The following is a 13,054-nucleotide window of genomic DNA, read 5'->3' on the forward strand; positions in this document are numbered from 1 at the left end:
AAGAGCTCCGTAGGAGTGGCATGATTATAATTGTAATTAGAACAATATCGCTCCTAATGGAGCTTATTTAATAATAAACATTGTAAAAACGATTGGTCCAGGTTATGGAAACGGAATGACTAAAAAAAAATTACCTTTTCTACTTGTCATTTCAAAATAAAAATTAACTTTGTACTACAAAGTACTTTATTTATGAATCAAAAGCACCAAGAAGATTTAGCACATATTCGTTCCATGATGGAGCGCTCTTCAAGATTTATATCCTTAAGCGGGCTTTCAGGAGTTTTTGCCGGCCTGTCTGCTTTAATTGGCGGACTTTATGTGTACCAATTGTTTAAGGTAAATGGTGTCGATTATTTTAATGATGAAATAATTGAGATTCCTTCAAAGCTAGTATCTGAATTATTTGTCTCGGGAATTGCCATTCTGATTTCTGCTTTTGTTTTTGGAGTGGCTTTTACAATCCGAAAAAGTAAAAAGTACAATTTGCCAATTTGGACATCGGCTACAAAAAAGATGTTATTTAACCTGGCCATTCCGTTAATTGCCGGAGGCGTGTTTTGTCTGGCTTTGTTATATCATAGTATTTATGGTTTTGTGGCTCCGGCTACTTTAATTTTTTATGGACTGGCATTGATAAATGCTGAAAAATATACTTTTTCAGATATTAAATATTTAGGTTTTTGTGAATTGATTTTAGGATGTGTTTCTCTTTTTTATATTGGATATGGTTTAATTTTTTGGATCATAGGATTTGGTATTTTACATATCTTGTACGGACTTATAATGTTCAAAAAATATAAATAACCCAATGGGAATCATTGATAAATTAAATAAAGATTTTGAAAGCCGTGTCAGACTGGGGATTATGTCCATTCTGATGGTAAATGAATGGATTGATTTTACTGAAATGAAAACGCTGTTGAATATTACAGATGGCAATTTGGCCAGCCATTCTTCAGCATTAGAAAAATCAGAATATATTGAAGTTAAAAAGGAATTCGTTGGTAAAAAGCCAAAAACATCCTACCGTGTAACCGAAAGGGGCCGTTTGGCCTTTAAAGAGCATTTGTCGTACCTTGAAAAATTAATGAAATCTTAATAACCAAATTTTTTTGTCTAATTACTTTGAAATACAAAGTACTTTTAAATTTATGATCATGAAAAAACACCACATTATTTTAGTTTGCAGTTTAATTTTTTTACTGCTTTTTTACAAAGAAGATCTAGGCGTTAATCTGGCAATTTTTGGGCTGGTATTAACTGGGTTTGTTTGCTTTTTCTTTCAGGATCGATTTACTGAAAGGGCACATTTGATTTTAGTGGTCACATCAGTTTTGTCTTGCCTGGCTTTTGCATGGTATGGCGATTTTGTTTCTTTTCTGGCATTGGCAATGTCGATTCTTTTTTTGCAGTTTAGGACACAAGATAGTAAGTTGAAAATCATTCAGATTTTTCCGCTTGTGTTTTTAAACGGAATTACATCTCTGGGTCGTACGTTAATGTTTAATCAATGGCTTCCGGAAAAGAAAATCCATAATAATTTTGCTAAAAAATTAGTTGCCTTTTTTGTTATTCCAGCTATTTTTTTAGTACTGTTTTTTATTGTTTATTCTTTTGGAAGTAATCATTTCTCTTCACTATTTACAGATTACACATTAGATATCAACATTGGAAATCTTATAATAATTAGTGTTTTAGGTTTCTATATTTCATTTAGTTTCTGGAATTATTGGGTGCCTGAAGTGTGTTATCAAAAAAATGAACTTCTTGATAATGAATTCACTAATATAATTGAAGTTAAAAACCAAAAGACATTTTCATTTCTTGATCTTGATTTCGAAAGAAAAAGCGGTGTAATTACTTTAATAATGCTAAATCTGATGCTGTTAGTTTTTATTGTAACATACAATTACGAACAATTTTTTGAAGTGGTTGAAAAAACCAAATTAAGTTCTGATACACATGAAAGAGTAAATTCTGTTATCTTTTCAATATTGATGGCAGTTGGTGTAATTGCATTTTATTTTAAAGGCGGGTTCAATTTTGATAAGCAGGCAATTTGGCTTAAAAGGCTGGCTAAAATCTGGATACTTTTAAATGTAGTTCTAATTGTAAGTACGATTATTAAAAACTCAGAATATGTTTCTTTTTACGGATTAACATATAAGCGTTTGGGGGTTTATGCTTTTTTGATTTTGGCTATTATCGGTTTGGTTTATTCTTGTCTGAAAATAACCAGACAAAAAACAAATGCTTATTTAGTCAATCAAATGGTTTGGTATTTTTATGGAACTGTTCTTTTATGCAGTTATGTAAACTGGGGCAGTATCATTACAAACTACAATATTTCTGTGAACAAAGGGGTAGAGCCGAGATTTTTAAGTGATTTAAATTTTAATGATGAGAGCCGACGAGAATATTTTTTACAACATCATTTAGATGGACAATCTACTGAAACTAGAAAAGAAGAAATAATAGATGAATACCAGAATACTTCTTTTTTATCAAAGGCCTTATACTATGATTTTGTCGATGTTAAAAAATAAAAACGCAAAATCTTCATAAAAATCAACACATTTTTATGAAGATTTTTTTTATTAATTACCTTGTTTATTAATTTCCAATGTGAGATATTTGTCGCAATTATTTTGTTAAAAATAAACTAACTTTTAACCCCAAAACACTATGAAAAAAATTACTATGGTACTTTTTTTGAGCTTAGTTAGCTATGCTGGTTTTTCCCAGAGAGTTGCCGACGAAGTTTTAAAAATGAATTCGAAAATTGAAGATTTAACGCAAAATACAATTACCGGTATTATCGTTGTTAAAGAAGGAAATATTGTTAAAGGGATAAGCCCGGAAACTAAAGCTGTAGTTTGGAGCTTTGATGCTGATAAATCTGTTGGTGACGTAACTGCATTAGAAACATTAAGTAAAGTAGATACTGATAATTTATTTGCAAGCAAACGTATTTTGAAACCAATTGATGGAACTCCATACGTTGAAGCTTTGGTAAATTATAAAACGGTGTTAATCAACACTGCCGATGGAAAAGTAGTTTACAATTCAGCTAACTATAAATATACTGTTTATAACAGTCAATTTTTATATCAGGAAAATGAATATTTGGTAAAAGGTGTAGAAGATGGTAAAGTTATCGCATCTTTGATCGATTTAAATACTGGAGATGTAAAATGGAAAACTGTTCAGGGCGAAGCAAAAAGCATGTTCTCTTCTATGTTTTCATTTAAAACAAACAGTTCAAATGAAGCTGAAGTAAGTAATGATATTATTTATTCTCTTTATTTCGGAAAATTATCTGCAATTGACAGACATAATGGTAATTTAAAATGGGTTGGGGAAATTGAATATACTAAAGTTTTTCCAACGCAAAACAATAAAAATGTTGTTGTAATTAACAGCAAAGGAATGATGTCTAGTAAGCAATATCTTAACGTTCTGGATTCTGAAACTGGAAAACCAATTTGGGAGGATGCTATCAAAACAAAATACATTGTATACTTAGAAGATTGGGGAACTAAACTTTTAGTTGCTCATAACAGTGGGTTCAACTTTTATAATTTAAATGATGGGTCTAAAGTATGGAAAAAAGATGCCCGTGGTGACGGATTGAAAAAAGTAATTCCACTTGATGGAGATTATTTATATGTTGCTGAAAACGAAATGATGTTGATCGATAAAGACGGACAAAAGAAATGGAAAAGCTTTATCGAAATTTCAGATAACAAAGAAGATGCTATCAATTATTTAGGAAAGGTTGATGATAAAGTTTTATACTTAACAGCGACTTATGGTAATATGGTTGATTACCAGTCAGGTAAAAAATTATGGAGAGGAAATTTAAAATTTAATGAAAGCCGTCCATTGTTAAATGTTTATGATGAGGAAAATAACTCGTTCTTAGTTTACAATGACGAAAAACTTTTTAAATTTGATACTAAAGTGACTGACAAACCAGATGCGTTTGCTAAAGTAAATATTAAGAAAGAGAAAGAATTAAACTCAATCGAATTGTTTCCATGGGGAGTTGCATTATCAGGTCCAACTGAAGTTATGGGAGTTAGTAAAGATGGTAAAGTTTTATATCAAAGAATCTACACGCAGCCAGGAGATGGTGGTAGAGCTTGGGGGTCAGCACTTGCTACTGCAGGATCTATTGGCTTAGGTGTTTCTTCTTTTGGAAATGCTGTTATGGGAAGTGAATGGACAATGACTACTATTGACCCGGCAACAGGAAAAGAAAGTACAGCCGTTGTAAAAGAAAAAGGTGAAGCACAGTTAAGAAGAGCTGCAAATCAAGCTGCAGGAGCTGCTGTTTTAGGTGATGTATCTAAAAGACTTGGACAACGTTACCAGGCAATGAAGCAAAATCGTGATTTCTCTTATATTTTTGCTAAAGATGAAGCAACTAGTAAAAAAGTATTAGTGAAAGTGAAAAAAGAAGACGGTGTAGAATTAGATAAAATTATCTTTGAAAATATGCGTCCAATTTACGAAATTGATCCTGCAACGCAATCCATCTATTATATCTACGAAAATGAATTAAGAATTTTCAACAAGAAAATATAATAATTCAAAGTTGTAAAATAAAGAAAAGGCTTATTGATGAATTTATCAATAAGCCTTTTTTAATTTATAAAAGCGAAAAAAGATTTAAGTTAATAATCTCCTTTTTTCTTAAATCTCGGATCGTGTTTTGAAATAAATTCTGTTCTTCTTTTTGGAGCTTCTGCTTTTGGTAAACTCGCTTCTTCAGTTTTACTGGAAGGTTCAATTAAATGATTTAATTCTTTAATCTCATCATCAGTCAAATCGCGATAACGACCAACGGGAATATCCAAAGAAATATTAATAATTCGGATACGTTTCAACGCAGTTACATCATAACCTAAATATTCACACATTCTACGAATCTGACGATTTAAACCTTGCGTCAGAATAATTTTGAAAGTGTATTTGCTAATTTGCTCTACTTTACATTTTCTGGTCACGGTATCTAAAATTGGGACACCATTTCCCATTCGCTCAATAAAACGATCCGTAATCGGTCTGTTTACCGTTACAGTATATTCTTTTTCGTGATTGTTTCTGGCACGTAAAATCTTATTTACGATATCACCATCATTTGTCATAAAAATTAATCCTTCACTCGCTTTATCCAATCTTCCAATCGGAAAAATACGTTTCGGATAATTAATATAATCAACGATATTATTTCGAACTTCTAAGTTAGTTGTACATTCAATTCCAACAGGTTTGTTGAAAGCCAGATAAACCAATTTTTCATGTTTCTCCACAATCAATTTCCCGTCGATGCGTACTTCATCATCTGGCGAAACTTTGGTTCCCATTTCAGGCACAACTCCATTTATTGTCACGCGTCCTTCTTCAATCAATTTATCCGCCTCACGACGAGAACAATAACCTGTTTCTCCAATAAATTTATTCAGACGTTTTAAATTCTCTTCCATACTGCAAAAGTAGGCAAAATTTAAATTTTAGAGTTTAGATTTTAGATTTTAGATTGTTGGACTTCTTAGAATTTTAGATTTTTGGCAATCTTGTCATCCTGACGGAGGAAGGATCAAACTAGAAACTCGGCACAGAAATTCGCCAATCATTGTAGAGCTTCTAGTGTGATCCCTCGTTCGGAATGACAAAACTGGAGAAGACTATCAAAAGAAAAACCTTTGTCCCTTTGAACCTCTACACCTTTGAACCTTTTTAAGAATGAAAACCCGAGCTATCTTCCGGCGTTTCTTTTCTGTCAAACATCCCATAATCCCGAACAACATGAGCAATTCTCAAATGATAATCTCTAAAGACTTCATTTCGTCCCTTTGTCTGGGCATGACGATGCATTTCTAAATTTCGCCATTGGTGAATGCTTTCCTCGTCTTTCCAGAAGGATAATGACAAAACTTTTTCAGGATCACTAAAACTCTGAAAACGTTCTATCGAAATAAATCCTTCGATATGATCTAATTCTGGTCGCAGAGCTGCAGCGATATTAAGATATTCTTCTTTTTTTCCGTCATGTGGAATCACTTCAAAAATTACAGCTATCATTTTTAAATCTCTTAGGGTTAATTTTCGGGATGAATTATTGATTTTGAAATTAAAGAAAAAATTCTTTGTCCCTCTGAACCTTTGCAATTTTGAACCTTATTCAGCAAACAAAAACTCAATCACCTTCTGATACAATTCATCGTCATGCATTCCGTGACCTAGACCTTTGGTTTCGATAAATTGACTGTTTTTCCAATTACTCGCAATTTTTTTTCCTTCTTCAAAAGCAACAACATCATCTGAAGTATCGTGAACAATTAGGCCCGCGACATTAAATTCTGAAGCAAATCGCTGGCCTGAAAAATCTTCCAGTTTAAAGTTGAAACGATTCATGAATTTGCTTTCTAAAAGAGAAAACATTTTGGTATTTAAACTCAACATCGAAATATAATTGTCGATCAAAGTTTTTAATTCAGATGGCGCTCCTAAGATCACCATTTTATTAATGCTGGTATTCGGGAATAAATATTGATGGTACACACAAGCTGCTCCGCCAATAGAATGACCGATAATAATTTCAGGTTGATATTTTTCAACTGCCTTATTAATAAATTCAGCGTAAAGCGGAACATTGAATTCTTTTCCGCTGCTTTGACCGTGTGCAGGCGCATCGATTGCAATAATTGTGCTTCCCGATTTTTGAAGATGAGGCAACGTTTTTTTCCAGCGTGAAGCATTGCTTTCCCAACCATGAACAAGCAGGATTTTGGTTTCATTTCCTTTCCACACATAAGTCTGAAAATGATGTTCGTTATGATGAAACGTTTCTGTTTCTGCGTTTTTTAGGATTTTTGGTAAGGAGTCTTTTTGTAATCTTCCAACTCTGGGCTGGCTAAAAAGTGCGTATGAAAGTTCGACAGCTTTTTGTGGGCGCACATAACTTAGGAAGTTGATATATTGTCCGACCGATTTTAATGTAATGAAACGAATTCCTTTTTTAATTCCCACAACTTAATTTTTTTTAAAGGTAAAAAATCATTGTTAAACTCGCTGTTAAATATTTTGCCACAGATTAAAAAGATTTTAAGGATTTCTATCTCACTTCTTGAGATTTTTAATCTTGTTAATCTTTTTAATCTGTGGCAAAAAATAATAATCAAAAAAAAGTCCCGATTAAATCGGGACCTTGTTATTTAGAATTTAGAGAACAATTGTTCCATTTTTTCTTTTTCTTCTTCAGCTAATGCGCTGTCAACTAAAATTCTTCCAGAGTGCTCATCAGTGATGATTTTCTTTCTTGAAGCAATTTCTACCTGTGTTTGAGGCGGAATAGTAAAGAATGATCCTGCAGATGCTCCCCTTTCGATAGATACAACCGCTAAACCATTACGAACACTGCTTCTGATTCTGTTGTAAGCGGCTAATAGTCTTTCTTCTATTTGACCTGAAAACTCAGCCGATTTCTCAGATAAGAAGATTTCTTCTTTTTGAGTTTCAGCCATAATAGCATCAAGTTCAGATTTTTTATGTTTTAAATGAGAACTTTTTGCGTCAAGTTTTTCTTTTAAATTAGAAATAACTTCTTTTTTATGTTCGATAGAAGCTTTCATTTCTTTGATTTGCTTTTCAGCCAATTGAATTTCTAATTCCTGAAATTCAACCTCTTTAGTCAAAGAATTAAATTCTCTGTTATTACGAACTGATTCTTGTTGTTTTGTGTATTTTTTGATAACCTCTTTGTGCTCATCAATAGCATTTTTCTTTGCTTTGATAAGATCTTCAATCACTTCAAGTTCACTTTTCAGTTTCTCTGAACGAGTGCTCAAACCTGCAACTTCATCTTCTAAATCTTCTACTTCTAAAGGAAGTTCTCCTCTTACGTTTCTGATTTCGTCAATTCTAGAGTCAATAAGCTGTAAATCGTATATTGCTCTTAACTTGTCCTCAACACTTAATTCTTTCGTATTCGCCATATTCTATAAGTACTTAACTGGATTTGTATTTTCTTCTGATAAAATGATGGCAAAATTAAGGATTTTTTTTCGAAGATAATCAACAATATAGTTTTTTGTATAGCGTTCACTCTCAAAATGACCAATATCGGCCAAAAGTAACCTGTTTTCTGCTTCGTAAAATTGATGGTATTTTAAATCGGCGGTTAAAAAAGCATCGGCTCCAGCCATAATTGCATTTTTTATGGCAAAACTTCCTGAACCTCCTAATACAGCAACTTTTTTTATTTTTTTTCCGAGAAAGGCTGAATGTCGAATTCCGTCAGCAATCATTTTGTCTTTTACGAAGTTTAAAAACTCTTTTTCATCGATTTCAGTTTCAAATTCGCCAATCATTCCTAAACCAATATTTTGATGTGAATTTTGAAGATCATAAATCTCATAAGCCACTTCTTCATAAACATGATTCGAAAAAAGAGCCTTTAAAATTCTGGATTGTAAATATTTTTCAAAAGTGACTTCGATTTTTATTTCTTCGGTTTCAGTTAATTCGTGGCGCTCTCCAATTACCGGATTACTGTCAGCATTGCCTTTGTAAGTGCCAATTCCGTTCGTATTAAAACTGCAATTTTCGTAATTTCCAATGGTTCCCGCGCCAGCATCAAATAAAGCCTGACGTACTTTCTGAGCATTTTCAGGAATAGTATAAGTGATTAATTTTTGAATGAAATTCTGTTTCGGAATCAAAACTTTCGTATTTGTCAAGCCTAAAGCATTACAAAAGATTTTATTAACGCCAGCCGAATGATTGTCTAAAGCAGTGTGAACGGCATAAATAGCAATATCATTTTTGATGGCTTTTAAAATCGCACGTTCAACATAATTCTTGCCTGTAATTTTTTTAATTCCTGAAAATAAAATAGGATGAAAACAAACCACCAAATTGCAGTTTTTGGCAATAGCTTCATCAATTACATTTTCCAGTGCATCATGGCAAACCAAAACGCCTTTGCTTTCAGCTTCAGAATCTCCGACTAAAAGTCCAACGTTGTCAAAATCTTCGGCGTATGCCAAAGGAGCCATTTCTTCAAGAACTTCGATTATATTTTTGATTTTCATTATCAGATTTTTAGATGATTAGATCATTGGTAACTTAGAATTACAAGAATGACCCAATCCAATTTTTGATTGAACAAATAAACGAATAAACAAATCAACTTTAAAATATTTGAATGATATTGTGTTTTACAAATTAGTATTGCTAGTAATACACGATATTACTAATAGTACGAATTTTGTATATTTGTAATTATAAATCAGTAATCATGACTACAATAACAATAAAAATTAACGAACGTACCAAAGCAGGAAAAGCTCTCATGGCGATTTTGTCTGAAACTTTTGCAAAAAAAACTGATGGTGTCGAGATAGTAGAAACAGATTCGAAGAAACTTATAAAAGAAAAGAATTCTTATAATCCAGAATTTGTGAAAATGGTCTTGGAATCAGCAAAAAGAGGTGAATATAAAGAGATTGATCCAAAAGATATATGGGGAAGTTTAGGGTTAAAATAGAAAAATTGGCCGAATCACATTTAAAGAAACATTTTAAAGCAGGTAATCAAGGTAGTATTAAAAAAATCACTCAGATATTGGATGAACTTAGCGAAACGCCTTATGAAGGTGTGGGAAAGCCGGAGGCATTAAAACATGGATTGAGTGGGTTTTGGTCTAGAGAAATAAATTCTAAAGACAGAATAATATATAAAGTACAGGAAGATATTGTAACCGTTTTTGTAATTGCTGCAATGGGACATTATTCTGATAAATAAAAAATGAATATACTTCGAATACTACTTTTTCCTTTCGCCGTTTTATACGGATTTATTACTTCAATCAGGAATTTTCTTTTTGATAAAGGAATTCTGAAATCAACTTCATTTGATATTCCCGTTATTGCAGTTGGAAATTTGAGTGTTGGCGGAACAGGAAAAACACCTCAGATTGAATATCTTATCCGATTATTATCTGATAAATATAAAGTTGCAACTTTAAGCCGTGGCTATAAGCGTAAATCTGAAGGTTTTGTTTTGGCTGATGGAACTTCAAATGCTGAAATTTTAGGAGATGAACCTTTTCAGTTTTATCAAAAATTCCCCAATATTCAGGTGGCTGTCGATGCTAATAGGACAAACGGAATTATACAATTGCTTTCTCAAAAAGTAAAACCTGAAGTTATTCTGTTAGATGATGCTTATCAACATCGAAAAGTAAAAGCAGGATTTTATATTTTGCTGACTTCGTACGGTGATTTGTATGCGGACGATTTTATGCTGCCAACCGGAAATTTACGTGAAAGCAGGAGCGGGGCAAACCGTGCAGGTATTATTGTTGTGACCAAATGTCCAAAGGATCTATCAGAGCAAAAACAAGAAGAAATTCGATTGAAATTGAACCTGAATGTTTCCCAGCAAATCTATTTCACTTTTATAGATTACGATGATGCAATTTTTGGTAAAGAAGAAAAGATTGCAGTAGATGCAATAAAAAGTGAATCAAAATTATTGTTGGCAGGAATTGCAAAACCAGCACCGTTTTTTGAATATTTAAAAAATGAAAACGATGAATGCCTGACTTTTCCGGATCATCATCATTTCTCAGATGCTGATTTGGATGAAATTCAAAATAAAGCAAAAGGCGAAAAAATCATCACAACGGAGAAGGATTATGTTCGCTTAAAAGATTCCAAATTGGTTTCGCAATTGTATTATCTTCCTATAAAAAGCACTTTCATAAATCACGATCAAAATTTTGATGCAACGATTTTAGAATATGTTACGAAGACCTTAGCAACTTAGTACCTCAGAACCGTAGAACCTCAAAAAAAATCAATCAAAAAACTTAGCGATTATCATATAAAATTCATCAGGAACAAACGGTTTTGTAATTACATCGTTCATCCCAAAAGATAAAAGCATATCTCTGTTTTCGTCAAGTGAAATAGCTGTCAATGCAATAATTGGAGTAGTTTTGTCAAATTCTCTGATGAGTTTAGTAGCGGTAGTTCCGTTGATTCCTGGTAAATGAACATCCATTAAAACCATGTCAAAACGCTTTATTTTCAATAGTTCGACGGCTTCCTCGCCATTATCGAGAATTTCGCAGTCAATAGCTTTGTTTTCAAGCATTTTTCGGGTAATCATCTGATTGATTTTGTTGTCCTCAATCAATAAAATCGACTTATGTTTTAATTGTTTGTCGTTGTAGGGTTTTGTTTCTTCAACAATTGCCAGCGGTTCGTTATTAATGCTGAAATTTAATTTGAAAGTAAAAGTCGATCCTTTACCCACTTCACTTTTTAGTTTTATTTCGCCTCCTAAAAGTTCGATTAATTTTTTGACAATAGTTAGTCCGAGTCCGGTTCCGCCATATTTTCGGTTTACTTCTATAGAACCTTGCGAGAAGCTTTCGAAAACCGTTTGTAATTTATCTTCTGGAATTCCAATTCCGGTATCGACAATTTCAAAATAAACAGTCGCATTTTCATCTTCTATTGCATATAATTTTGCAATAACATTTACATTTCCGTTTTGAGTAAACTTGAGTGCGTTATTGATTAGGTTCAATATGATTTGAGATAATTTTGTGGGATCGCCATTTAAATTATCAGGAATTGCTTCGTCTATTTCAAGATTAAAATAGTTTTTATTAGCCGTTGCCAGTTCTTTCAGCGAACTCTGAATATTGAAAAGAAGTTCTTTCAGATTAAAACTTATGTTTTCGATTTCAACTTTAGTCGAATCAATTTTATTTATTTCTAGAATTTCATTGATAAATGTTGTCAGATAATTTCCTGAAAACTTTAACGATTCTAAATATTTTAGCTGTGTTTTTTTAGGGTGATCTTCGAGGAGTAAATGAGTAATTCCGTTTATGGCGTTCAACGGCGTTCGAAGTTCATGACTTACTGTAGATAGAAATTCAGATCTGGCTTTTGATGCTTTTTCAGCTTTGTTTTTAGCAAGAATAAGTTCTTTGTTCTTTTCTCTTAAAAGCAAATTATTCTGGTTCCGAATAATGTTGTTTTTATATAAGGCCAAACTCAAAAGCGATAAAATCGAAATTAGTGCAATAGCCAGTATGCTGACCAATTTAGAATAGCGATAGGTTTTTAGTTGTATTTTTTCTTCACTTTCTCTTTTAAGGGTGTTATTTATAGACTGTGTTTTTTTGAATTTTTCATATTCATTAAGATCCAGTTTGGCATTTTTTAATTTCAGGATGTAATTCTCAATCTGGTAATGTTCATCTAAATAAGAATAGGCGAGATCAAAGTTCCTGCTTTTTTTATAATATTGACTTATTGCTAAAATGATTTTTGATTTCTGATTCAGATTATTGTTTTTTGAACTATAATCTAGTGCATTATCAAAATAAACCAGCGCCGAATCATTTCGCTTAAGTTTCGATTCAATTAATCCTAACTGATAATAAGAATCCGTTTTGGTTTTCAGGATTTTTGAATTATCTGGTTTCTTTACTATTTTTTTGAAGATTTTTGCAGCAAGAGGTAAATTATTGCTGGCTTTTAATGCCATCGCTTTTTGATAATTTAAAACTTCAGCATGATCAATAATCTTCAGCTCTTTTAATAGATCGTCGGCTTTTTGATAGTAAGTCTTCGCAATATCATAATGGCCTTTTGCTGTATTTGCTGAACCAATATAATGTAAAGCTAAAACTTTGGTGCAGGTTGGTTTTACTTTGTCAAATAGCGAAACGGTTTTGTGAAAGTTTTTTAGTGCTTCGTCATACTTCTGCTGATTGTAAAAGATTTTTCCGAGCTTGAAAGTCTGGTTGGCTAAATTTTCGGTTTTATTATTGGTCTGACAGAAATCGATCGATTTTTTAGTGTAATAAACAGCCTGATTAAATTTTTTCTTATCAAGATTTGAGTCTGTTAATCTATTATAATAGGTAATGCTATCTGTATTCTTCTTTTTAGTTTGAGAATACAAAAATGAATTAAATAAACAAACAAGAATAAGAAGGTGGTATTTCATGTATGGC

At 32.3% G+C, this 13,054-nt stretch carries 13 protein-coding genes; 7 read left to right on the forward strand and 6 right to left on the reverse strand.

Annotation, left to right across the window (positions count from 1 at the left end; translation table 11 throughout):
* The first annotated feature begins 192 nt into the window (after nucleotides 1-192).
* The 4 genes from J2X17_RS13520 (at nucleotide 193) to J2X17_RS13535 (ending at nucleotide 4,593) form a co-directional block, all read left to right on the forward strand.
* Nucleotides 193-807, forward strand: a complete 615-nt coding sequence (locus tag J2X17_RS13520) for a hypothetical protein (RefSeq protein WP_310298927.1) — start codon at nucleotides 193-195, stop codon at nucleotides 805-807.
* Between the two features lie 4 nt (nucleotides 808-811).
* Complete coding sequence (locus J2X17_RS13525; protein ID WP_310298929.1) at nucleotides 812-1,102, forward strand: winged helix-turn-helix domain-containing protein; 291 nt, start codon at nucleotides 812-814, stop codon at nucleotides 1,100-1,102.
* A gap of 58 nt (nucleotides 1,103-1,160) precedes the next feature.
* The gene (locus J2X17_RS13530; RefSeq protein ID WP_310298932.1) at nucleotides 1,161-2,549 is read left to right on the forward strand and encodes a DUF4153 domain-containing protein; all 1,389 of its coding nucleotides are present in this window, start codon (nucleotides 1,161-1,163) and stop codon (nucleotides 2,547-2,549) included.
* Between the two features lie 139 nt (nucleotides 2,550-2,688).
* Entirely contained in the window at nucleotides 2,689-4,593 is a 1,905-nt protein-coding gene (locus J2X17_RS13535) for an outer membrane protein assembly factor BamB family protein (protein WP_310298935.1), read from the forward strand.
* A gap of 89 nt (nucleotides 4,594-4,682) precedes the next feature.
* Here J2X17_RS13535 and rluF read toward each other — a convergent pair whose 3' ends face one another.
* The 5 genes from rluF to J2X17_RS13560 all read right to left on the reverse strand — a co-directional run bounded on the left by rluF (nucleotide 4,683) and on the right by J2X17_RS13560 (nucleotide 9,104).
* Nucleotides 4,683-5,495 (reverse strand): 23S rRNA pseudouridine(2604) synthase RluF, encoded by an 813-nt coding sequence (gene rluF, locus J2X17_RS13540; RefSeq protein WP_194568543.1) that lies wholly within the window; start codon nucleotides 5,493-5,495, stop codon nucleotides 4,683-4,685.
* Nucleotides 5,496-5,748: 253 nt separating this feature from the next.
* Nucleotides 5,749-6,093, reverse strand: a complete 345-nt coding sequence (locus J2X17_RS13545; protein WP_310298939.1) for an antibiotic biosynthesis monooxygenase family protein — start codon at nucleotides 6,091-6,093, stop codon at nucleotides 5,749-5,751.
* A 96-nt stretch (nucleotides 6,094-6,189) separates the two neighbouring features.
* Nucleotides 6,190-7,041, reverse strand: a complete 852-nt coding sequence (locus tag J2X17_RS13550; protein WP_310298942.1) for an alpha/beta fold hydrolase — start codon at nucleotides 7,039-7,041, stop codon at nucleotides 6,190-6,192.
* Nucleotides 7,042-7,226: 185 nt separating this feature from the next.
* Nucleotides 7,227-8,006, reverse strand: a complete 780-nt coding sequence (locus tag J2X17_RS13555) for a zinc ribbon domain-containing protein (protein WP_072974617.1) — start codon at nucleotides 8,004-8,006, stop codon at nucleotides 7,227-7,229.
* A 3-nt stretch (nucleotides 8,007-8,009) separates the two neighbouring features.
* The gene (locus J2X17_RS13560; RefSeq protein WP_310298946.1) at nucleotides 8,010-9,104 is read right to left on the reverse strand and encodes a Nif3-like dinuclear metal center hexameric protein; all 1,095 of its coding nucleotides are present in this window, start codon (nucleotides 9,102-9,104) and stop codon (nucleotides 8,010-8,012) included.
* Nucleotides 9,105-9,310: 206 nt separating this feature from the next.
* Between J2X17_RS13560 and J2X17_RS13565 the strand changes: the two genes are divergently transcribed.
* The 3 genes from J2X17_RS13565 to lpxK are packed head-to-tail and all read left to right on the forward strand — an operon-like array spanning nucleotide 9,311 to nucleotide 10,842.
* On the forward strand, nucleotides 9,311-9,559 hold the full coding sequence (locus J2X17_RS13565) for a DUF2683 family protein (RefSeq protein WP_310298948.1): 249 nt from the start codon (nucleotides 9,311-9,313) through the stop codon (nucleotides 9,557-9,559).
* Nucleotides 9,535-9,816: a Txe/YoeB family addiction module toxin gene (locus J2X17_RS13570; protein ID WP_310298951.1), complete on the forward strand. Its 282-nt coding sequence runs from the start codon at nucleotides 9,535-9,537 to the stop codon at nucleotides 9,814-9,816. The genes J2X17_RS13565 and J2X17_RS13570 overlap by 25 nt, the downstream gene beginning before the upstream one ends.
* A gap of 3 nt (nucleotides 9,817-9,819) precedes the next feature.
* The gene (gene lpxK / locus J2X17_RS13575; protein WP_310298954.1) at nucleotides 9,820-10,842 is read left to right on the forward strand and encodes a tetraacyldisaccharide 4'-kinase; all 1,023 of its coding nucleotides are present in this window, start codon (nucleotides 9,820-9,822) and stop codon (nucleotides 10,840-10,842) included.
* Nucleotides 10,843-10,872: 30 nt separating this feature from the next.
* Here the strand turns inward: lpxK and J2X17_RS13580 are convergent, their stop codons facing one another.
* The gene (locus J2X17_RS13580; RefSeq protein ID WP_310298957.1) at nucleotides 10,873-13,047 is read right to left on the reverse strand and encodes a tetratricopeptide repeat-containing hybrid sensor histidine kinase/response regulator; all 2,175 of its coding nucleotides are present in this window, start codon (nucleotides 13,045-13,047) and stop codon (nucleotides 10,873-10,875) included.
* Nucleotides 13,048-13,054: the final 7 nt, after the last annotated feature.

Source organism: Flavobacterium aquidurense (genome assembly GCF_031458035.1).
Taxonomy (GTDB): domain Bacteria; phylum Bacteroidota; class Bacteroidia; order Flavobacteriales; family Flavobacteriaceae; genus Flavobacterium; species Flavobacterium aquidurense_C.